Genomic DNA, 22115 nt, shown 5'->3' with positions numbered 1-22115 from the left:
GCTCGAACGCAGCGTGGCTCTTGCCACGGGCTGCTAGGGTTGAATGAGCGCGGCGCCACTCGCCGCGGCCGCTTCACAGAGTCGGCGGTCAAGGGAGGCGAGAGGCAGAGATCGGCGCAGGGCGGTTTCTACGTAGGCGGCGTCGTACACCGACAGGCGGTGCCTTCTGGCCAGGTCGAGGATGATGATGTCGTCATGATCGTGGTCGTGCGAGATCCGCATCTCTCGCAGGTCTGCCAGCCGCGCGCGTGTATGTTTCGCATCGATGCGGCTTCGTCGTTCGTTGGCCAGGAGCGCGTTACGGACCTCATACCACCAGATGCCGGGCACCACGGCGCCGTTCCGCAGCGTCAGTTCCATCGCTCGATCCGCCAGGGCATGGTCTTCGTCCAACATGCACCAGCACACGACGACCGACGTGTCGATGACGAGGGGCATCAATATCGGTGCCCCTCGTGGATCGTCTCCAGCAGTTCTTCGAGCGACGCTTTGTTCTTCAGGCGGCTGCGACTCTCCCGGATGCGGCGGGCCGCCTCGTAGGCCCGTGTGCGCTCGTCCTCTTCCACGGGCACCAATCGGGCGATGGGACGGCCGTGCTTCGTGATCGTCACGCTCTCTCCCTCCATCACGCGTCGCAACAACCGGGGCAGGTGGGTCTTGGCTTCGTAAGCACCGACGCTGTCCATCGAAACTTCCTCGCAGTGGATGAATTCAGACCAGACGATACGACTAGTCTAGTACCGGCAGCGGGGAGACGAAAGTTCCGGCTAGGATCATCCCGCGGGCAGGAGCCATGCTGCTGCGGCGGCCAGATCGGGTGCCACGTGCACCGGGTCGGCATCGTCCGGCCGGGGTTCGCCCTTGCGGTTGACCCACAGCACGGGGACCCCGAGCGAGCTGGCGGGGACCACGTCGTGGAAGAGGCTCTGGGCCACGTGCAGCCAGCGGTGGAAGCCGGCGGCCCACTTCCGCCCGCGCTCGAAGTGCGGTGCGGCCGGCTTGTAGCTGCGCAGCCTCTGCGCCGTGCCGAGAAGGCCGAACTCGACCTCGAAGTGCTTCAGCGTCCCGGCGAGCAGGTCGTCGTCGATGTTGGAGAGGATGCCCAGCGCGACGCCCGCCTCCGCGAGGCGTGAAAGTGCTTGATTCGTGTCCGGGAACGGCTGCCAGAAGGGGATGCTGGCGGGGACGCCGGCTGCAAGCTCCTCCGAAGTATCCCACCCGTTGGCGCGGGCGACTTCGGAGGAGGTCTCGGTCAGCAACTGCCGGTAGGGACGGTATTCGCTTGTCTTCAGACGGTTCTGGGCCGCGTGGAATTCGCCCAGGAGCCGCTCATCCTCCACCTCGGCCGCCTCCGCATACGCGGCCCGGAGTGCCGCGAGAATTCCGCCCTCCCAGTCGATCAGCGTGCCGTAACAGTCGAAAGTGAGAAGGGTACCCCGGCCCGCCGTCCCCTCGAAACTGTGTATGTTCTCCCTCGAGGCTGCTACGTTCCACTCATGTCGGACGGCGAGATCTTATCGGACGTGGCGCGGGACAGCCACCACAGACCGAGGGTCGCCAACCCGTTCGCGGGCGGCGGCCTCGATCGCGCCACCCACCTGCGTGCCGATCCCCGGTGGATCTCCGAGCGGGTGTCCGATCCCTCCTCACGCGTCGTCCCCGTGTGGCGCTCACGCAGCCTCGTTGCCGAAACGACGCGGGGGCTCGCGCAAGCGGACGGCATGGCCTACGAGCCGGTCTTCCTTCCGCCCGCAGCAGTGGCCCCCCTATCGGAGCCGCCGGAGGAATGGATCTTCCTCGGACTCGAAGGTGAAGGGGAGGACGGCCGCGCACTGTTCGCCGCGGACATGTCCGGAAGAAGCGGGGAAGAGGAGCCGCCGTCAGATGGCCCGCTCGATGGGGCGGGAGAGTTCCTCGATCTCCGCGGGGTGGGGGCCATGCTGGGGCAGCCGGAGGGATCGCTCCTGGCCTATGCCCGCGCGCTCCTCACATGGAGTCGCGGGCACCGCTTCTGCGGCAGGTGCGGATCCCCGACCCGGCCGGGCCAGGGAGGCCACGTGCGGCGGTGTTCGAGCGAGATGTGCGGGACAGAGAATTTCCCCCGCACCGACCCGGCCATCATCGTCCTCGTGACCGATGGCGACCGCTGTCTACTGGGTCGGAAGGGCATCTGGCCGGAGGGCGTCTACTCCACCCTGGCCGGGTTCGTCGAGCCGGGCGAGAGTCTGTCCGAGGCGGTCGTCCGGGAGGTCAAGGAAGAGTCGGGGATAGAGGTAGGCTCCATCCGCTACCGTTCGTCGCAGCCCTGGCCTTTCCCGGCATCGCTCATGCTCGGATTTCGGGCCGAGCGCGTGGGCGGAGCACTGACCGTCGCGCGGCAGGAACTCGTCGATGCGCGCTGGTTCGAGCGCGCCGACTTCGTTCGCCGCCGCGAGATCGGCCTCCGGCTCCCGGGCCGCGTCTCGATCTCGCGCCGCCTGATCGAGGACTGGCTCGCCGGATAGCGTTGTTCAGGGCCCTCCGTCCGAGTTGGTATCTGTGCTGCCCGCGGCCAGCGCGACGACCTCGATGGCAGCTTCACGCATCGTAACCGCGAGCGTCCGTCCGTCGGGGCTCACGCTCGGCTGGAGTGTGCCGCGCACGCCGGTCGTCACCTGTTCCGTCGCGCCGGTGGCGATGTCCACCCGCCACACCTGGAAGGGCCCGAAGCCGTCGTTACGCGAGTAGAAGAGCGACGCGCCGTCGGCGCTCCACTCGGGCGCGCTGTACGGTTCGCCATTGGCAAAGGAGACAACGGCCGTGGGGGTTCCTCCCGCGGCCGCCACGGTGTAGACGGTGACGCGTCCGTCCTCGAGCGAGCGTCCGTAGAAAGCCATCCGCTCGCCGTCCGGCGAAAAACGGGCTCCCATGGCGGAGCCCTGGAACCCGTCGAGCGGGACTCGGACAGGGTCGGCGACCGGAAGCCCTGTAGCGGGATCCACGGCGACCGAGTAGACGGAGCCGGGATTTTCCTCGAGAGGCGGGCCGTAACTGCTGAAGGCGAGCGCCCGCCCGTCCGGGCTCCAATCCGGCTCGCCGGTATCCGCGCCCGGTCCGAACCGCGTGAGTCGTGTGGGTCGCTCACTCCCGCCAACCGGGACGAGCCATATATCGTCGCTCTGCTCCAGGTGTCCGTGGAAGGCGAGCCACCGGCCGTCGGGCGACCACGCGGCTCCGTAGTCTTCGTCCGCCTCCGAGAGGAGCGCTCGGGCTGCGCCGGTCGGCCTCCCCTCCGCGTCGAGGTCAAGGACGCCCAGGTCGAAGTCGACGGCCATGCGGACGCGCCGCCAGGAGGTCGTGATGAACCCCAGCGCCCCGCCGCCGGGGTGCCAGGAAGGCAGAAAAGCGCTCGTGGAACCTGCCGGTATCACATCGGCGGGTTCGCCTCCGGTCACCGGCACGAGACCCACCGTGGTCCGCGTATGGTATACGCTGAGAGCGACGCGACCATCGGCGAGCGGCGTGACCGCGAGCACGTCGCGGCCGGCCCGCTCCAGCCGTTCGGCCGGGCCTCCGTCCAGTGGCACGCGCCAGCCGACCATGAGGGAGTCTTGGATCCCCGCAGCCGCGAGATGGAGCGCTCTTCCCGTGGGGGACCAATCCACACGGCGGTCCCATCCGAGCTGGAGGTCGGCGGCGAGCGTGCGCGTCTTGCCCGTCGCGATCTCCGTCACGGCCAGCGCCGCGCGTCCGTCCGCGACGCGAAGGTGTGCGACGGCGCGCCCGTCGGGAGATCGAACAGGCGCGACCCATCCCCCGGCGCGGTCGACGACCACGGATGTCGACCGGCCGGGTCCCGGCGCATACGCGACCCACGCGGTATCGGCACCCGCGTATCGAAGCGCGGTCACGGTCCCGTCGGGCAGCAGTCGCGGATAGTCGATGCGTGCATCCCCGGGGTCCACGATGCGCGACTCCCGGCCGGTGGTCAGGTCCAGGGTCCAGACTCTGTGACGATCGGACTGGCGGTCGATGTAAACGATGCGCGAACCGTCGGGCGACCAGGTCACCCGCGACCGCCCCCCGTGCGTCCTCGTCACCACGCGGTCGCCGGTCGCTACGTCGTAGACCGTCAGCGATCTCCCGTCCGCGGCAAAGTCGGCGAATGCGACTCGATCGCCGGCAGGCGACGGAATGCCCGGGTAGGCGTCGTAGATGTCTGTGTGAACGTGTCGTGCGAGCACGACCTCCGAGGCCTCCTCGACGTTGCTTCCGCACGCCGCCGCCGTGAGGAGCGGCACAGCTACGAGGCCGCGGCACACAGCCCACAGCGGCCCACTGAGGGTGAAGCTCATCTGATCTCCTTCCGGTCATGTGATCGCACATGCACCAGATGTGCGCGGCCTGAGCGCGCGCGGTGTGACAGGGGCGGTGGAGCGCAATGCGCACCCGCACCGCTGACATACCTGTCGGGGGGGAGAGGTCAGATCCGGGGTGGAGCCCGGGGAAGCGCCGGCGACGCGGGAGCGTCAGGCAGATAGACGGCGGATGCCGGAGATGTCGAGGCCGCAAGGGTCGAAGAGTGAGGTGACCACGACGTGGCGCCGGCGAGCATGGCCGGAACAGACCCGAGTCCGAGACGGGTGCAGTCCACCCCAGGTCTCTCGTGCTCGCACTCGCCGTCGGGGCGGTGAAGCTCTGCGACGGTGACGATGTGATGGTCGTGGAGAACCTCCGTCATGGGCAGGATGCCCACCAGGAGGAGGTTGCACCAGCAGCAGCCATCCGCCACGCCGTCGGCTCGACGGAGGTCTCATCATCGTCTTGTCATCTTCTTCACCCGGCGAGGACGATATTCGTCGTGAAGCGCGACCGTCAACGGAGCCGAGGAATTCGCGGTGGCCAACTTCCACCAACTCCTGACAAGGCAGTCCCGCAAGAACGCCGGTCCTCGGATCCGCGTGTGAAACGCACCCCATCGCCGACGACGTATACTGACTGACCGAGCTGAAGGCATCGATCCACGACATCCCATATCTCGTCCACGAGAAGAACATGACGAAAGACTCGAATCTGCCCACCCCGATCGAACGGACGGTGGAACTCGACGCCTCACCCGCGCGCGTGTGGGTGGCGCTGGCCGACCCCGAGGGGCTTAGCTCGTGGTTCCCGGACCGGGTGGAGGGTCTCGCGCCGGAAGAGGGGGCAACGGGCTGGCTCGTTTGGGACAACCACGGACGCTACGCGATCGCGATCGAATGGATGGAGGCCGGGCGCCGGCTCGTGTGGCGCTGGGCCCGGGAGCCCGAGACGCCGCTCGAGGGCGGCTACAACACTACCGTCGAGTGGTCGCTCACAGAACGCGAGGGCGGCGGGACGATCCTGCGCCTGGTCGAGAGCGGGTTCCGCACCGAGAGCGACCGCCAGGACAATGTCGGCGGCTGGGAGCACGAACTCGGCGAACTCGTCAACCACCTTGCGGTCACCCGATCCCGGAGTTCAACGCTGCCGCTGTAACGCGGCGTAAAGGACTCTCCCGGGTCCCCCAAAGAGGGGATACCGGTTCGCATGTCCCTTCCCCAGTCTTTTTCTTACGTCTGCACCGGCAACGGCGAACACCGCCTCGAACGATACGGACGTGGGATTCCGGCGTCGGTGTATACCAAGTCCCCGCCGCAGGGAGGATACCGAGAGATGTTACGCCGATGCATCGCCCTCGTTCTCGCAGTCGCGGCCGTGCTCGTCGTGAGCGGAGCTGGCTTCGCTCAGGAGGCGCCCCACCGCTCGGTCAGCGCCGTTGCCCTGCAGTCGTCTGGAGAAAAGAGCGAGGCCGCTGCAATCGGCCTCGAACTGATCCTGCCAGTTCTCGGCCACGCGTACGCAGGAGACGCCAAGCGCGGCATACTGCCGGCCGTAGTGCATGTTGGAGGCTTCGCCACTCTCATCCTGGTCGCCCTCGAAAATATCAATGACTCCTTCCCTCTCGGTGACCTCTTCTCAGAATCAGAAGAAGAGAACAGCAGCGGTAACGGTCTCGAGGCGGGGGTGTACGTTGGCCTTGCGGCCTTCCTGGGCGGCAAGGTCTGGGGAGTCGTATCGGCAGCCAGGACGGCCCGGGACCACAACCGCTCGCTATCATCACCTCCCCGCGCGAGCGTCATCGTCGGTCCCGCCCCGGATGGGGGGATTGCCGCCGGCCTCGTCCTCCGCTTTTGATGGCTCGGCGGCGAACGGCCTGTCGGGATCGTGTGAGCTAGGACTTCGGGATGTCCTTCCCTGGATCCACGAAGGGCCGGGGCACGACTGTCGCGGCGCGGACTCCGTCCGGCGTGGTCACGCTCAACCGCGTGCCCAGTTCTCCTGAGGCGGCCGGCACCAGGGCGTATCCGATGTTGCGCCCGAGACGCGGCGAGTGGACGGCGGAGGTCACGAAGCCGATCTCCTCTCCGTCCCGGCACACCGGCCAACGGTCCATGTTCAGATCGAGCGGGGCGCCCGAGATCTCGATGCCGGAGAGGAGCCGCCGCGGCCCTTCTTCGGCGATCCGGGCCAGCGCCTCGCGGCCGATGAAGTCGCCCGCCTGGTCGAAGTCGACCTGCCAGCCGAGTCCGACTTCGTACGGGTTCGTGTCGAGCGTCATGTCGACCCCGTAGTTGAGGATGCCGGCTTCGATGCGGCGGATGTCCGACGGGCCAGTGGGAGAGATGCCCAGGTCGCGTCCCGCCTCCATCACGCGGTCCCAGAGTTCGACCCCCCGACTACCGTCCCTGAGGTAGATCTCGTAGCCCACCTCGCCACTCCAGCCTGTGCGCGTCACGACCACCGGGATGCCGTCCAGGTCGGTCTCCAGGAACCAGTAGTAGCGCAGCTTGAGGACATCCTCCCCGAACAGCCGACGCACGACTTCCTTCGACTTCGGGCCCTGCACCTGCATCGGCGACACATCCGGCTCGCATATCTCGACATCGAGGCCGGAGTTGAGCGCGATCCCCTTCGCGTACAGCAGCACGTCGCTGTCCGCGAGCGCGAGCCAGAAATGGTTCTCGGCCAGGCGCAGCAGCACCGGGTCGTTCACGATGCCGCCGTCCTCGGCGCCGATGAGGACGTATTTGCCCTGCCCGACGGCGCACTTCGAGAGGTCCCTCGGGGTGAGCAGGTTCGTGAACTCGAAGGCGTCCGGCCCGGTGATCTCCACCTGCCGCTCGACGCTCACGTCCCACACCGTCACGCCGGTCAGGAGCTTCTCGTATTCCGCGTGAAGCTCGTCGTAGCGGGTCGGGAGAAACATGTGGTTGTAGACCGTGTAGCTCCGGCATCCGTCGCGGAGCGTGGCCTCGAAGTAGGGCGAGCGGCGGAGCCGGGCCCCGCGCTGGATCAAGGCCATGTCGAAGGTCTCGGTCATGAGTCTCCTCTCCGGTCTACGGGTCGGGTCGGTGTATCAGGACGGAATCGTTCCGGCGAACGCCGGAGCGTAAGGTGCGCGGACGCAGAAAAGCGAAAACACCGCCCTTATCGCGAAGCGGGACGTTCCCGCGGGAACGTCAGGCGGGGATCCCGTGCTTCACGGCGTGGGTCATCGCGTCCACGAAGCGGTCCAGTTCCTCAAGCGTCGAGTAGGTGGACGGGGAGACCCGCAGCCCCGTGAACTCGGCGTGGTTGATGCCGACGGTGAAGATCCGGTGCTTGTTCCACAGCCAGTTGCGGAGCGCGCTCGTGTCGATCCCTTCGACCTGAACGTTCGCGATCCCGCACGCGAAGCCCGGCTTGAGGCTCGTGTTGAGCCGCACGCGGTCGTGCTGGAGGAGTTGCTCGGCCCAGTAGTTCCGCAGGTGGACCAGGCGCGCCTCCTTTCGCTCCCCGCCGACCAGCTGGTGGAAGGTGAGGGCTTCGCCGATGGCGAGGAAGTTGGCCTCGGGGTGCGTGCCGATCGCCTCGAACTTCCGGATGTCGTCGTCGCTGCTCTCGGCTGCGGCCTGCAGCGGCCAGATCTCCGGGATCTTCTCCCGCCTCACGTAGAGGAGGCCGGTGCCGACCGGTGCGTGGAGCCATTTGTGCAGGCTCACCGCGTAGTTGTCGCAGTTGAGATCGGAGAGGGTAAAGTCATGGTGCGCCATGGAATGTGCGCCATCAACGATGACGGGGATGTCGTAGCCGCGCGCCATCTCCACGACCTCGCGCACAGGCAGGATCTGCCCGGTGATATTGATCATGTGGCACATGAGGATGAGCCGCGTGCGGTCGGTGATCTGCTCCTCGAACAGGCGCACGATGTCTGCCGGATCCTCGGCCGGGATCGGGATCTTGAACTGCTTCATGACGATCCCCTCGCGGCGCTCGCGCTGCTTGAACGTCGTGATCATGCGCCCGTAGTCCTGGGTCGTCGTCACGACTTCGTCGCCGCGCTCGAGATCATACCCGTTCTGCAGAATCTGAAGACCCTCGGAGGCGTTGCGCGTAATCGCGACCTCCTCGGGGTCCACGTCCCACTGACGGGCGAGGCGGGCGCGGACGCCCTCCCGCTGCGGCTCCAGGATCTGCCACCCGTTGTAGACGGGAATCTGGTTCGCGAAATCGAGGTCCCGCTTCATCGCCTCGAGCACGTGGGCTGGTGTCGGGCTTACGCCCCCGTTGTTGAGGTTGACGAGGGAGCGGTCGGTCGTGAACGCCTTCTGGATCTCGAGCCAGAACTCCTCGTCGCGCGCGATCTCCTCGGGCGTGCCCGGCGTGTCCGATAACTCTCGGGCGGCGGCGACCGCGGTGTTCCACTTCGTGGGCACGGCGGTCATGACTCCGGCGGCTGCGGCGGAGCCTCCGAGGCGGGCGAGAAATCGTCGTCGGGTGGGCATACGGCCTCCTGGCTGGTTCGGCATCCTCAAGTCTCCTCGGAAATAGGCGGCTCTCGGCGCCCCGAGCAAGTGCGGGGCCCCGCGAACCCCTGACGAAGGCGCCGGCCCGGGGCTATCGCCTCCAGGCTGCCGCGTCGGGAATCCCGCGACTGTAGAGCACCTCCAGGTTCCCCGCGGCCTCGGCGGCCGCCGAGGCCGTCAGCTCGCCCCCGGCGGGAGGGCGCAGGATGCCACGCACGCGCTGGCTCGCGGGATCGAGCAGGATGGCGATCGGCCGGTCGCTCTCGCGATCCAGCGTCGCGGATCCCTCCGGTCCGGACAGCGTGATCCTTGCCAGCGCGTCCGACCAGGCGGGATCTGCCGGAAGCGCGAAGGCGAACGATGTGCGTCCGTCCCCGTCGGCCACGGCCGACATGTCGAAATCCAACGAGAACAGTTCGCGTCCGTCCGCCGCCACACCGCTCAACCGATAGGCACCAGCGGAACTCGGCAGGACCGCGGGCGCATCGACGACCAGCGCCGGGTCCAAGAAGAGACTCTCCTCCTCGTCAACGCCGCCCCAGAGGAGCAGGGATCTTTGGGGAGGTGCCGCGGTCGCCGCCGCTCTGGCAAGATTGACGCGGTGGGTGAGCATCTTCGCGAAGTTGTAACCGCTTATCCAGTGGGGATAGCAGTAGGACATCAGATCCCGGGCGCTCGGCGGCACCAGGACATCGTTCGGAGAATCGAATCCCCATGCACCGATGGAACCGTCGCGCTGCGGGAAGGACGGATCCGGGCCGCTCGCCCCTCCGCACGGTGCGTGAGGGAGATTCAGGTTGTGGCCGATTTCGTGTGCAATGACATCGGCCACAGGTATGCTCGAGCTTGAGAACCCGCCCAGGACGGCCACGCCACGAAGGTTGCCCGTTCCGGGTGCAAGCCCGAGGTGGTAACCACCAGCTCCCTCCATGATTCGAATGCCGTCCGTGTATCCGAGCACGCTGTGCAACTCGATCGTGGGCGCCAACACGGGCTCGTGCACGTTCACATCGAGACGGGCCACGGGCAGGAGCGCGTTTACGTCCCGAAGCAGACCCGACCCGGCGTTCAGATCGCGGGTGAACTCCAGGATCGAGGAATCCGGGTCCGATGCCGCCAGGAACGGAATCACGGTCAGAGCGAATGCCGGTACCGCGCGCACGTCCACCTCCGCCCGCCCCTTCTCCGGGATGCGTCCGGTGACGCCCAGCGCGGAGTCCAGCGTTGCGCCGGGGTCGATCTCCACCACCATCTCCAACCCCGGCTGCAGCACCGAGCCGGGAATGCGCGCGTTCGCCGAGCGGGCGAGGTCCCCTTCCTCGATTCCGGTGGGAATCGGCGCCGACTGGGCGGGGATGTCGACCACATGTACTTCGGTACCATCCAGAAAAAAGCTGGCCCGGACGTCCGGGAGACTCTGGCTCGTGCTCTGGTCGGCTCGCACGAACACCCGCAGCAAGCCGTCGTCGCCCGCGACCAGCGGGACCGGGAAGTCGACCGACTGGACCGCCTGCGTCACGTAGGCGAACGATCCCTCCACGGCGCCGCATGGGGTCACCTGCCGAGCGTCCAGGCCACCAAGCCAGTCGAGGAAACCCGGCTCCCGGGGCGCGCACAGTCCCGTGCCCGCGAGCAGGAGCGTGTTGAGTTGTCCCAGCGCCGTCAGGGTAGCCGGGAGGACACCGCGCATGTCGCGGTTGCGCGTAAGATCGAGGTGCTGCAGGGCTGAGAGACGTCCCAGTTCTGCAGGAATCGATCCCGTCAGTTGGTTCTGCGAGAGCTCGATGCGCTGGAGGCGGGACAGGTTCCCGACTTCCACGGGAATGGCCCCGGTCAGGTTGTTCACCCGAATATCCAGTACCCTGAGGCGAGACAGGCCGCCCAATTCGTGGGAGATCTTGCCAGTGAGCAGGTTGTTTTGAAGGAACAGGTACTCGAGGTTGACAAGGCGGCCGAGTTCGCGCGGAATCCAGCCGCCCAGCGTGTTGAAGCCCAAATACAGGGTCTTGAGATTTTGCAGGTTGCCGAATGTCGACGGGATCGTGCCGCCGAGCCGGTTGGAGTGGAGGGTCAGATTCTCCAGTTGCGAGAGTTCGCCGAGCGAGGAGGGCACGTCGCCGGTCAACCCGTTCCCGGATAGGACCAGCAGCCTCAGGTTGGAGAGGTTGCCCAGTTCGGGCGGGATCGTGCCCGTGAGGTTGTTCGACCAAAGGTGCAGGTGCGTCAGCCCGGCGAGGTCGCCGAGTTCGGATGGAATCGGGCCCGAAAGTGCGTTCTCGCTGAGGTCCAGGTACGTCAGGCTGGCGAGGCGGCCGAGTTCCGCCGGGATCGGACCGTCGAGGTCGTTCCCCCGAAGGCTCAGGGTACCCAGGCTGGCGAGGCGGCCGAGTTCCGCGGGAATGGGGCCTGTAAGCTTGTTCCCGTTGAGGTCCAGGTACGCCAAGGTGCCGAGGTCTCCGATTTCCGGCGGGATCGTACCCGAGAGTCCTTTTGACCTCAGGGTGAGACTCGAGACACGCCCCGAAGGGTAGGTGCCCACGCCGCGCCAATCTCCCAACGGCGCGTCGGTGAGCCAGTTCTCGTTGTCGACCCAGTTCGGCCCGTCGGTCGACTCGTAGAGCGCCACGAGTACCGCCCGGTCCGAGTCGACGGACGTTGGGAGCGGCGGGGGTGGCGAGGGGCCGGGCGGGGGTGGCGAGGGGCCGGCGGCGTCTTCGTTCTCACAGGAGAGGAGCCCCAACGCCGCGACCATCGCGACAGGCGCGCACCGCCGCCAGTGGCGTCGGCGGGCGAATCTCACTCCCTTGTCCGTCATTGCGCCCCGCGCGGCTCCGGGTCCGTCGTGTTCAACGAAGCTCGTGCGGCCCCGGGACGACCCGACGCTGCCGCACGAGTGGAATATGTTGAACTCCGTGCCGACGCGACAATCGGAACGATGGCAATGTCGCCTTCGATTGAGACGACAGCCGCAGGTCAGGCGGCGTAAAGTTGCAGCCGCGTCACGAACTCGCCCGCGATCGCTTCGAGCGCCTCGAGGTCCGGGTGGCGGAGGAAGATCATCCCATCGGAGACCAGCGTGGCCTGCCAGTTTCGCCGCGGCGAGCCGATCGGGAGGAGATCCAGGCTGCACACCTGCTCGCCGTACTCCTGCAGCAGCGGGCCGAGTCCCTCGATGCGCTCGATCCGGCCCTGCCCGCGCGCCCGCTTGACGATCCAGCAGGCGTTGTACTTGCGCTCCACCGGCTGCGACCACGTCCCGTGGACGACGCCTTCGGCCCAGCCGCGGTAGGTATCGATGTCGCTCGCGAAGTTGATGAGGTCGACCGTCCGCACGCCGGGAGGTCTCGCGGCGATCTCGCCGAACACGGCCTCGCCGGAGGCGGTCCGGTACCACTCCATGTGCGTGTAGCCGGTCTCGAATCCGAGCGCGGCGAGCACGGCGAATCCCATCTCGCGTCCGACGGCCAGATCCTCCGCTTCCACGTCGCGCAGGGCGTATGTGATGGGGCTCAGCCACTCGTGGGTCTTCGACTCGAGCGCGCGCGGCCAGTAGCGGCAGATGTTGTAGTGCGCGACGGCGCCTCCGATCGTGACCGTGTCGAAGGTCATGTCCTCACCCTCGATGAACTCCTCGACGGTGACCTGCGGGACGTGCCGCAGCGCGGGGAGAATCCGCTCCAGGTCCCGCCCCGAATCCACCCGGTACGTGTCGGCCGAGCCGGCGCCGGCGACGGGCTTCACGATAAGAGGGAAGCCCACGCGTTCGGCAACCTCGCGGCACTCGGCGCTGCTCGTGGCCCGCCCGTGGCGGGGCGTCCGGATCCCGGCGCCATCGAGGACGTCCTTCATCACTTCCTTGTCGCGGAAGGGAAGCGTCTGCTCGACGGTCGGCCCCGGGAGTTCCAGCATCTCCCGCAGCCGCGCCGCGAGGATCATGAAGGGTTCCCACAGGCATTCCACGCGGTCGATCCGGGTCTTGGCCGCCAGCGCCGCGACCTGCTGCAGCACGTCCGCCTCATCCGCCAGCGATCTCACCTGCAGGTGGGTGGATACGCTCGTCCGCGCGATTTCGGGCAGCGCCGACCCGGGCTGATCGCCCAGGCCGATGACGGTCGCGCCCACCTCCGCGAGGCCGCGCGTGAAATACGTCATCTCGGCCGGGTAGCCCGGCGACAGCATCAGTACGTTCATGTCCCCAACTCCACCCGTACCTGGGTGATGATCCGCCCCAGCGCCTCCTCGACGACCTCGGTGCGCGGATGACGGACGATGATGTAGCCCTCTCCCTCGTAGGAGGCGCTCCGGGCCTGTCCCGTGCGGGGGAGGCGCCACTCGACGCACAGCGGCCCGAGGTCTTTCGCGATCTCCTCGATGCCGGCCACCCGTCGCACGGAGCCCCGTCCCTGTCCGCGGAGATACGCGGCGCCGGCCGCATAGGGGCGGGCCGGAGGATCGAACTCATCGAAGACCAGAAGCCGGGCCCACGCCCGGTAGAGGTCGAAGTCGTGCGCCTGGGAGATCAGCGTGACGAACTGGGCGCCGGGCGGCCGGGCCCCGACCTCGGAGATCGCCACCGAACCATCGGGCCGCCTGAACCACTCCATATGGCTCAGCCCCGTCTCCATGCCGAGGGCATCGAGCGCGGGTCCGGCGACGCGCCGGATCTCCTCGTACCGGGGAGAATCGACCTCCCGCGGAAGGAGGACGCACCACTGGATCCACGGCTCGCGCAGCACTTCGAGCGGTGAAGGCAAGTAGTGGTTGATCGAGTGCCAGACGACGCGTCCGCCGATCGAGACCGCATCAAAGGAGTGCTCTTCGCCGCCGACGAACTCCTCGATCAGCGTCGGCCGCTCCGCGCTCGACTGCGACATGGCGATGGCCGTGCGCAGCTGGGCGGGCGTTTCGACGCGGAACGTCCCGCGTGCGCCGGAACCGGCCGGCGGCTTGACGATGAGCGGGAAGCCGGTCTCGTTCGCGAATGACGTCGCCTCGGTCTCGTCGCGGACGAGCGCGTGCCGGGCGCAGGGCAGATCGTGCGCCCGGAGCACGTCTTTCATACGCGACTTGTCTCTGAAGTTGCGCGCGGGCTCGGCGCCCATCCCGTCGATGCCCAGCGCGTCCCGCAGTTCCCCGAGCGGGACCTGGAGTTCCTCGAGAGCGCCGAGCAGGCGGTCGATGCCGCCGAGTTCGCCGGAAAGTTGGCGGAGCCCGGCGTGGATCCCCTCCGCCGACAGGGCATCGTCGACCTGAACATGCGCGGCGATTCTCCCCCGCATCGTGGTCGGCGTGCGCTCCGGCGGCTCCTGCGTCACGACACCGAGGCGCACGTCGGCGAGCCTCGCGGCGGCTTCCACAAATCGCAGCGTGGTAGGGAGATAGAACGGAGCGACGAACGCGACGTTGGGCATGGACCTTCCAGGTGGCCGTGACGGGCCGGACGGCCGCCGACGGACGGGCTGGCGTTTGAGAGCAGGGACTGTACTATGTCGGGCCCCCAAAGTGAAGTTTTTCCCACGAGCTGTTGGCGAAGCATGCACGTCGTATTCGTTGAACCCCTGTTCCCCGGGAACCAGAAGGATTTCGTGCGTGGTCTGCACGAAGTCGGCGCGAAGGTGTCCGCTGTGGGCGAAGCCCCGCCGGAGGCGTTGGGCTCCGATCTGCACCGGTGGCTCACCTGCTACGAGCAGGTCGGCTCCGTGTGTGACGAGGGCGCGCTCGCGCACGCCCTTCACGAGATCCATCGGCGGCGGCCCGTGGATCGCCTCGAGGCCACGGTCGAGGCCCACATCCTCCCGGTCGCCCGCGTCCGGGAAGCGGCCGGGCTGGCCGGGACCTCCGTGCGCACTGCGCACCTGTGCCGCGACAAGCCGGCCATGAAGGACGCGCTGCGCGATGCGGGGATCGCGACCGCGCAGTCCATGGGCGGAGGCGAAGCGGAGGAGATCGTGCGTTTCGGCGGGCGGGTCGGCTATCCGCTCATCGTCAAGCCTCGCGCCGGGGCCGGCGCCTCGGGCACCTACCGCGTTGATGATGAGGCGCAACTCGCGGCGTTGCTCCCGCGGCTCGGTGTGGGGCAGGGGGGCGAAGTGGCTGTCGAGGAGTTCGTGGACGGACACGAGGGCTTCTACGACACCCTCACGGTCGGCGGCGTGGTGGTCCACGATTTCATGACTCACTACTACCCGAACGTGCTTGAGGCCATGCGGACCCGGGAGGTGTCGCCGCAGTTCATCGCCACGAACCGGATCGACACCGCCGACACCTACGCGGAGGTCCGGGAAATGGGGAAGCGGGTCATCGACGCGCTCGATATCGAGACCTCGGCGACCCACATGGAATGGTTCTTCGGGGAGAAGGGCCTCAAGTTCTCCGAGATCGGCTGCCGCCCGCCCGGCGTACGGGCCTGGGACCTGTACGGCGCCGCGAACGAGCTGGACGTGTACCGCGAATGGGCGGCCTGCATCGTGCACGGACGAAAGTCCCAGGACGCGTCGCGCCGGTACTCCGCGGGGATCGTGACGCTCAGGCCCGAGCACGACGGGCGGATTTCGGGGTACGAGGGTCTGGAGAAGGTGGAAGCACGCTTCGGAGAGTGGATCATCGACACGCACCTGCCGCCGCCCGGCACGCCCACCCAGCCCGTAGAGGCCGGATATATGGCGAACGCCTGGCTGCGGCTGCGGCACCCGGACTACGACGAACTGCGCGGGATGCTGGACGCCGTGGGACGGTGGGTGCGGGTGCGCGCCGCATGAGAGCCGCGAGAAGGCGTCGAGCACGCAAGTATGCCGCGTCGCGGTCGCCGGTCGTCCTCCTGGGCCCGCGCGGGGGCGGCCTCAGGCTCCGGGACGTGGTGGGGGAACTGGAGGCCGAGGGCGCGCTCTCTCCGGGCGCGAGGATCGCGGCCGTCACCGCGGGGTGGCGCGACCGGGAAGCGAACGAAGGCCTCATCGATCCTCATCTCGCGGATCGCGTCGTCGATCTCGAACTGTACCGGCGCTCCGACCGGGTGGCCGAGGCAGACGCGGAGCTGGCGCAGGCGCACCGGGCGAGCCGGAACCGGCTAAAGGCGCTGCGCCGCGCCTACAACCTGCGGCTTCAGGGTCTCATCGAGGCGCATCGGCGGCTGGCCGAACTGCGAGGGGACGAGGGCGTGCTCGCCGCGGAACGCGACGAGGCCCTCGACGCGATCCGGCGCCTCGATGCGCGCCACCTGGACCGCGTGGTCGAGATCCGCTCGGAGTTCGAACAGCGCATGGCGCCGGGTGAGCGCGATGCCGTGCGATTGCAGCGACGGGAGGTGAACGCGCGCCTCGATGGGACGGAGGCGATCGTCCTTGAGGGCGGGCACGTCTCGAATCTGCTCAGCCGGCTGCGTCTTTTCGGCGGACGAGAACTTCTCGCGGGGCGACCTGTGATCGCCCGCTCGGCCGGCGCCATGGTGTTGACGGAGCGCATCGTGCTCTTTCACGATCGGCCGCCGTGGGGGGAAGGGAACCCCGAAGTGTTCGATGCGGGCCTCGGGATCGCCGGAGGGATCGTCGCGCTTCCCCACGCCTCGGCCCGCCTGGCGCTGAACGACCGGACGCGCGGCGCGCGGCTCGCAGCCCGTTTCGCCCCGGCTTCCTGCGTCCTCCTCGACCCCGGCGGCCGCATCGACCGGGCCGGAGATCGCTGGAGCGGCGGGGACGCCGTCGAACGTCTCGACATGGCGGGGCGCCGGGTCCTCTTCCGCACGGCGGCGTAGGTCCGGCCCATGCGATTCGACGCCAACGCCCGGACACATGGTCACGACCGGTCCATGCCACGTTCGCCGGCCATCGCGGCGCTCGAGGAGCGTCTCGTCGCGGGTCCCGGTGCGGCGGACGCGGTGGACGCGTTCGTGGAAGCGAACGAGTTTCCGCTTTCCGAACCGCCCCTCTACACCTTCCTGTACCGGGGCAACGCCGATGCCGTCCGCCTACGGCATTGGGTGCACGGGCTCGAGACTTCGGCGCCCTTCCGCCGCCTGGACGGGACCGATCTGTGGTGCTATACGCTCGAACTCCCGGACGAGTCGCGCGTGGAGTACAAGATCGAGGTGCTCACCCGCGGCAGAGCAGAGTGGATCGAGGATCCGCTGAACCCGCACCGCGCCCGCGATCCGTTCGGCGCGAACTCCGTCGTGCAGGCGCGCGGCTATAAGATCCCCGACTGGGCCCTTGAGATCGAGGACGCCTCCCGCGGCGTACTGGATGAACTCGTGGTCGAGAGCGCGGCACTCGCGTCGGCGCGGCACGTGACGGTGTACCGTCCGGCGGAGTTCCGCGCGAACCGCCGCCACCCGCTCCTCATCGTGCACGACGGTGCGGACTATCTCGAGTACGCCAGCCTGCATCAGGTGCTCGACCAGCTGATGGATCGCTTCGATATCCCGCGGATGATCGTCGCGCTGCTGCACCCCGGCGACCGGATGTCGGAGTACTCGGCGGATCCGGCGCACGCGCGGTACGTCGTCGAGGAGCTGCTCCCGCGCCTCGAGCGCGACTATCCGCTCCTCCCCGAGCCGGAGTCACGCGGCCTCATGGGTGCGAGTCTGGGCGCCGTCGCCTCCTTCCACGCCGCGCTCGAATACCCCGGCCGCTTCGGCCGCCTCCTTCTGCAGTCGGGCTCGTTCCTGTTCACGGACATCGGAGCCAACGAGAGCGGCCCCGCCTTCGACCGCATCGTGAACATGATGAACGCGTACCGGGACGCGCCGACGGTCGTGGCGGAGAAGGCGTTCGTCTCCGTCGGCGTCTACGAGCCCCTCGTCTCGGAGAACCGGGCTCTGATACCGGCCCTGCGCCGCGGCGGCGCCGACGTGCGTTTCGTCGAGTCGCGCGACGGCCACAACTGGGAGAACTGGCGCGACCGCCTGCGCGAGGGTCTGTCGTGGCTCTTCCCGGGCCCGCTCTGGATGGTGTACGAATGACCGCCTCGGCGGCCCCCACGCCCGCGCCCGAGGTCACGCGGCGCATCGGCCTCTCGCTCGGGGCGGACCTGTGCTGGCCCATCGCCTACCGCGCCATTCTCGAGCGGCTGAACCCGCGCATCCCCTCATCCGACGGCACGATCCTCTTCCAGCTCGAGGATGTCACGATCGAGCCCTTCGACCTGCAGCAGAAGGCGAAGTACGACCTCGTCATCGACCGCCTCACGCACTGGTATTTCCCGACGCGCGAGTGGATCAAGAAGTCCGTGATCATGGACGGGCTCTACGTGTTCAACAATCCGTGGAGCATCCAGTCGATGGAGAAGCACTCTACGTACTGCGCGATGATGAGGCTGGGCCTCCCCGTCCCGCGGACCTGGCTCATCCCGCCCAAGTCGTACGATCCGCAGGACGACCTAGCGGTCACCCTGAAACGCTACGCCAGGCTCTTCGACCTTCCCGCCGTGGCGCACGACCTGGGCTATCCCGTGTTCATGAAGCCGTACGACGGCGGCGGCTGGCGCGGCGTGTCCCGGATCGAGGATGACGAGGCGCTCGGCGCCGCCTACGACGAGAGCGGAAAGTTCGTCATGCACCTCCAGCAGGGGGTGGAGCACGACCGTTTCGTCCGCTGCATCGGACTGGGACCGCAGACGCGCGCCGTTCTCTACGATCCCGCCGCTCCCCCGCACGACCGCTACACCGTCGAGCGCGACCATCTCGATCCCGCCGACGCCGGCGCGATTCGGGACACGACGCTCACGATCAACGCCTTTTTCGGGTGGGACTTCAACTCGTGCGAGGTGCTGCGCAGCGGAAAACGGTGGATGCCGATCGACTTCGCCAACCCCTGCCCGGACTCGCAGGTCACCTCGCTCCACTACCACTTCCCGTGGCTCATCAAGGCCAACCTCCGCTGGTCCCTCTTCTGCGCGGCGACCCGGCGCAAGATGCGCATCAACCTCGACTGGCAGCCGTTCTTCGACGCGTGCCGTCCCGGGATGTCGGTGGGAGAGAGGGTTCGGGCGTGTGCCGCGATCGCGGAGGCCCGGTTCGAGACCGACCGCTTCGTGGAGTTCTGCGACACCCATCTCGTGGAACTCGACGAGGTGGCGGACGAATTCTTCGGCAGCGAAGCCGCCCTCGACGCGGTGCACGCGAAGGTGGCATCGCTCTACCCCGATCACGAGATCGAAGACTTCACCGCGCTCTTCTTCGACCGCATACAGGCGGCCCGCCGGGAGGAACCGCCCGGCGCCGTGCCGATTCTCGCCTCATGAAAATCAACCGAAGCTGGTGGTCCGATTGCCTCGACCAGGAGGTGAACGTCGCGCGCTGGGGCGAGGTCGGCGTGCCCTTTCTCATGTTCCCCACCGCGGGAGGCGATGCGGAGGAGATCGAGCGCTTCCTCGTCATCGAGACAGTCGCGGATTACCTGACGGACGGACGGATCAAGGTCTATTCGTGCGACAGCGTGGCGGGCCGCGTCATGCTCGGAGGGGAGGGGACCCCCGAGCACCGCATGGCGGTCCTCAACCGGTTTCAGGAGTTCGTCTACCGCGAGTTCATCCCCATGATCCGGGAGGACTGCAACGATCCCGGGATCGAGGTCATCGTCGCGGGTTCCTCGATCGGGGCGTTCAACGCGCTGGCCATGCTGTGTCGGTTTCCCGACGCCTTCTCGCACGCGTTGTGCATGAGCGGCACGTACGACCTCCAGCGCTTCCTGAAGCACGAGACGGGCGTCGAAGCGAGAGCGACGGGAGACTTCTACCGCGCCTCCCCCGTCCACTACCTGCCGCAACTGGGGGGCGAAACGCTCGACCGGCTGCGGGAACGCTTCGTCCTCCTCGCCTCCGGACGCGGACGGGCGGAGGACATCGGCGAGTCCTGGCAGGCTGCGTCAATCCTGGGGCGGAAGGGCGTTCCGAACCGGATGGACGACTGGGGCGAGGAGTGGCACCACGACTGGCCCACCTGGCGCAACATGCTCCTTCGCTACCTCGACGAGCTGCTTCCGGCTCGCTGAGAGCTGCCTACCGCGCCGTCGGCGGATCGTCGCCGTCGGTCATCCCCCGTAGCGCCGGGACGTAGTAATCGCGGGCGTAGTCCCGCACCATGCGCCCGGCCGTGAACCGCGCGCCCGCGACCTCGATGGCCCGCCGCGCCCGTCCGAGCCAGCCCGCGGGAGCGTCATCCGGGGCATCCGGACCGGGCCGGTCGTAGTAGAGGGGGACGACCTCCTCCTCCAGAAGGCGGAACAGGTGTTCGGCGTCGTGCTCGTCCACCTCTTCCTCGCTCGTTCCGTCGGGCGCACGCGGGATGAGCCACCCGTTGTCTCCCTCGAATCCCTCCTCCCACCAGCCGTCCGCGGTCGCGAGCTGGGGGACGCCGTTGAGGGCGGCCTTCATCCCGCTCGTCCCGCTCGCCTCCAGCGGCACCCGGGGGATGTTGAGCCATAGGTCGACGCCCTCGACGAGACCGTGTGCCGTGTGGAGTCCGTAGTTCTCCAGGAAGGCGATCCGCCCCTCGAAGTCGGGATCCCGGGTGTGCTCGTACACGCGTTGGAGGACGCGCTTGCCGTCGTCGTCCCGCGGGTGGGCCTTTCCGGCGAAGATCAACTGCACGGGGCGGGCGGGGTCCGAGAGGAGCGCGAGGAGGCGGTTGCGGTCGCGGAAGATGAGATCCGCCCGCTTGTAGGTAGCGAACCGTCGCGCGAATCCGATCGTGAGTGGCCCGGGACTCATGAGCGTACCGGCTCCGGCGAGGTGGGCCGATTCCGGCCAGTGGTCCGGCCACCTGCGCCGCGCTTCGTCCCGCATCAGGTCGAGGAGCCGGAGCTTGAGCCGGCGGCGCGCGCGCCACAGCGCCTCCACGGGCACGTCGCGCGCCGCGCGCCACATGGCTTCGTCTCCCGCGCACTGCCGCCACCCCGCGGGAAGCCATTCGTCCAAAAGGTCGGCGATGTCCTCGTGCATCCATGTGGCGAGGTGGACCCCGTTCGTCACATGCCGGATGGGCACCTCTCCGGCCGCCCGCCCCTCCCAGAGGCCGCGCCAGATCTCCCGGCTCACGCGGCCGTGCCGCGCCGAAACGCCGTTGACTCTCCGGGAAAGCCGGATTGCCGCCGCCGTCATGTGGAACCGGTCCCGCGCCTCGTCATCCGGGTGGAGACCGAGTCCGAGCAACTCCTCGCGGTGCGGGAACTCCTCCCAGAACGTCTCGCCGATCCATTCCCGCATCTGCGCGTGGGAGAACACGTCATGGCCGGCGGGGACGGGCGTGTGCGTGGTGAAGACGGTCGAGGCGCGGACCCGGGACACCGCATCCGCGAAGGAGAGGCCGTCCCGCATGAGCCGCCGCGCGCGCTCCACCATCATGAAGGCCGCGTGTCCCTCGTTCGCGTGCCATGCCCCTGGCTCGATCCCGAGCGCGGCGAGCACGCGCACGCCTCCGACGCCGAGGATCGCTTCCTGCCGCAGCCGGTGATCCGCGCCGCCCGCGTAGAGTTGGTGCGAGAGGCCGCGGTCCGCGGGGTCGTTTTCCTCGAGGTCCGTGTCGAGGAGGTACAGCGACACGCGCCCCACACGCAGCCTCCAGGCCCCGATACGGATGCGGCGTCCGCCGCCGCGGATCGAGGCGAGCCACGAAACGCCATCTACGGCGTGCAGCCGCTCCAGCGGCGTCAGGTCGGGGTCGAGCGGGTCATCCGCGTCCTCCTGCCAACCGTCGGGCCCCAGCGTCTGGTCGAAGTAGCCGTGCGCATACATCAGCCCCACGCCGACGAGCGGGACGCCGAGCTCGGAGGCCGCCTTGAGATGATCGCCCGCGAGCACGCCGAGTCCTCCGGAGTAGATGGGGATGGACTCGTGCAGCGCGAATTCGGCACAGAAGTACGCCACGGAGGTGTCAGCCAGCGCCGGATGGTTCCTGCCGAACCAGCTCGATTGTGCGCCCGCCCCGGCGCGCGCCGCGTCGTATCGTCGGAGGAAGGCCGCATCTTCGGCGAGGTCGCGAAGGCGTTCGGCTCCGACCGTCCGCAACAGCGCCACGGGGTTGTGCCGCGTGCGGCGCCACAGCGGCGGATCGATGGTCCGGAAGAGCGCCGCGGCCTCCCGGTTCCACGTCCACGAGAGGTCGTTCGCGAGTTCCCACAACCGCCCGAGGCGGCCCGGAATGCGGGGAGGCCGGGGCGTCTCAAACCCGACCGTCCTGTCCTCTGGACCCACGTCGCTCTTTGTCTCCTTGCCAGGGTGAGGGTGCTCGTCGCGGCCGAAGGCTGGGGCGAAACCAGGGGCTCCGGGCCGCCCGGA

At 68.2% G+C, this 22115-nt stretch carries 18 protein-coding genes; 8 read left to right on the top strand and 10 right to left on the bottom strand.

Going from position 1 to position 22115, the window contains the following annotated elements; all coding sequences use genetic code 11:
• Positions 1–33: 33 nt before the first annotated feature.
• From ACOOGH_RS07375 to ACOOGH_RS07365, 3 genes are all read right to left on the bottom strand, one after another.
• Positions 34–438 (bottom strand): type II toxin-antitoxin system VapC family toxin, encoded by a 405-nt coding sequence (locus ACOOGH_RS07375; protein ID WP_420448311.1) that lies wholly within the window; start codon positions 436–438, stop codon positions 34–36.
• A complete protein-coding gene (locus ACOOGH_RS07370; protein ID WP_420448310.1) occupies positions 438–686 on the bottom strand; it encodes a type II toxin-antitoxin system Phd/YefM family antitoxin in 249 nt (82 codons plus the stop codon). The genes ACOOGH_RS07375 and ACOOGH_RS07370 overlap by 1 nt, the downstream gene beginning before the upstream one ends.
• 87 nt (positions 687–773) lie before the next feature.
• On the bottom strand, positions 774–1466 hold the full coding sequence (locus ACOOGH_RS07365; protein ID WP_420450086.1) for an HAD family hydrolase: 693 nt from the start codon (positions 1464–1466) through the stop codon (positions 774–776).
• 30 nt (positions 1467–1496) lie between these two features.
• Here ACOOGH_RS07365 and nudC point away from each other — a divergent pair, with 30 nt between their 5' ends.
• A complete protein-coding gene (nudC, locus tag ACOOGH_RS07360) occupies positions 1497–2504 on the top strand; it encodes an NAD(+) diphosphatase (protein WP_420448309.1) in 1008 nt (335 codons plus the stop codon).
• A 6-nt stretch (positions 2505–2510) separates the two neighbouring features.
• On the opposite strand, the gene ACOOGH_RS07355 is transcribed toward nudC, so the two are convergent.
• Positions 2511–4334 (bottom strand): TolB family protein, encoded by a 1824-nt coding sequence (locus ACOOGH_RS07355; protein ID WP_420448308.1) that lies wholly within the window; start codon positions 4332–4334, stop codon positions 2511–2513.
• A gap of 700 nt (positions 4335–5034) precedes the next feature.
• On the opposite strand from ACOOGH_RS07355, the gene ACOOGH_RS07350 reads away from it, so the two are divergent.
• Both ACOOGH_RS07350 and ACOOGH_RS07345 read left to right on the top strand, forming a co-directional pair.
• Entirely contained in the window at positions 5035–5496 is a 462-nt protein-coding gene (locus tag ACOOGH_RS07350) for an SRPBCC domain-containing protein (RefSeq protein WP_420448307.1), read from the top strand.
• Between the two features lie 51 nt (positions 5497–5547).
• Entirely contained in the window at positions 5548–6195 is a 648-nt protein-coding gene (locus ACOOGH_RS07345) for a hypothetical protein (protein WP_420448306.1), read from the top strand.
• 37 nt (positions 6196–6232) lie between these two features.
• Here the strand turns inward: ACOOGH_RS07345 and ACOOGH_RS07340 are convergent, their stop codons facing one another.
• The 5 genes from ACOOGH_RS07340 to ACOOGH_RS07320 all read right to left on the bottom strand — a co-directional run bounded on the left by ACOOGH_RS07340 (position 6233) and on the right by ACOOGH_RS07320 (position 14257).
• Positions 6233–7381 (bottom strand): glycine cleavage T C-terminal barrel domain-containing protein, encoded by a 1149-nt coding sequence (locus ACOOGH_RS07340; protein WP_420448305.1) that lies wholly within the window; start codon positions 7379–7381, stop codon positions 6233–6235.
• Positions 7382–7520: 139 nt separating this feature from the next.
• On the bottom strand, positions 7521–8825 hold the full coding sequence (locus ACOOGH_RS07335; RefSeq protein WP_420448304.1) for an aminotransferase class V-fold PLP-dependent enzyme: 1305 nt from the start codon (positions 8823–8825) through the stop codon (positions 7521–7523).
• 112 nt (positions 8826–8937) lie between these two features.
• On the bottom strand, positions 8938–11661 hold the full coding sequence (locus ACOOGH_RS07330; RefSeq protein ID WP_420448303.1) for a leucine-rich repeat domain-containing protein: 2724 nt from the start codon (positions 11659–11661) through the stop codon (positions 8938–8940).
• 158 nt (positions 11662–11819) lie between these two features.
• Positions 11820–13037, bottom strand: a complete 1218-nt coding sequence (locus ACOOGH_RS07325; protein WP_420448302.1) for an ATP-grasp domain-containing protein — start codon at positions 13035–13037, stop codon at positions 11820–11822.
• Positions 13034–14257, bottom strand: coding sequence for an ATP-grasp domain-containing protein (locus ACOOGH_RS07320; protein ID WP_420448301.1), 1224 nt, complete (start codon positions 14255–14257; stop codon positions 13034–13036). The genes ACOOGH_RS07325 and ACOOGH_RS07320 overlap by 4 nt, the downstream gene beginning before the upstream one ends.
• A gap of 123 nt (positions 14258–14380) precedes the next feature.
• Here ACOOGH_RS07320 and ACOOGH_RS07315 point away from each other — a divergent pair, with 123 nt between their 5' ends.
• From ACOOGH_RS07315 to ACOOGH_RS07295, 5 genes are read left to right on the top strand one after another with little or no spacing between them, the layout of a single operon-like run.
• On the top strand, positions 14381–15604 hold the full coding sequence (locus ACOOGH_RS07315) for an ATP-grasp domain-containing protein (RefSeq protein ID WP_420448300.1): 1224 nt from the start codon (positions 14381–14383) through the stop codon (positions 15602–15604).
• Positions 15601–16596 (top strand): hypothetical protein, encoded by a 996-nt coding sequence (locus ACOOGH_RS07310; RefSeq protein ID WP_420448299.1) that lies wholly within the window; start codon positions 15601–15603, stop codon positions 16594–16596. The genes ACOOGH_RS07315 and ACOOGH_RS07310 overlap by 4 nt, the downstream gene beginning before the upstream one ends.
• Positions 16597–16650: 54 nt before the next feature.
• Positions 16651–17802 (top strand): alpha/beta hydrolase, encoded by a 1152-nt coding sequence (locus tag ACOOGH_RS07305; RefSeq protein ID WP_420448298.1) that lies wholly within the window; start codon positions 16651–16653, stop codon positions 17800–17802.
• Complete coding sequence (locus ACOOGH_RS07300; RefSeq protein WP_420448297.1) at positions 17799–19082, top strand: ATP-grasp domain-containing protein; 1284 nt, start codon at positions 17799–17801, stop codon at positions 19080–19082. Before ACOOGH_RS07305 ends, ACOOGH_RS07300 begins: the two co-directional genes overlap by 4 nt.
• Positions 19079–19831 carry an alpha/beta hydrolase-fold protein gene (locus tag ACOOGH_RS07295; RefSeq protein ID WP_420448296.1) on the top strand — a complete coding sequence of 251 codons (753 nt, stop codon included), beginning with the start codon at positions 19079–19081 and terminating at the stop codon, positions 19829–19831. The genes ACOOGH_RS07300 and ACOOGH_RS07295 overlap by 4 nt, the downstream gene beginning before the upstream one ends.
• 7 nt (positions 19832–19838) lie before the next feature.
• Here ACOOGH_RS07295 and glgP read toward each other — a convergent pair whose 3' ends face one another.
• Complete coding sequence (glgP, locus tag ACOOGH_RS07290; protein ID WP_420448295.1) at positions 19839–22031, bottom strand: alpha-glucan family phosphorylase; 2193 nt, start codon at positions 22029–22031, stop codon at positions 19839–19841.
• Positions 22032–22115: the final 84 nt, after the last annotated feature.

This window comes from Candidatus Palauibacter sp. (genome assembly GCF_965213655.1).
Lineage (GTDB): Bacteria > Gemmatimonadota > Gemmatimonadetes > Palauibacterales > Palauibacteraceae > Palauibacter.
This window is presented reverse-complemented; position numbering and strand designations above follow the sequence as displayed.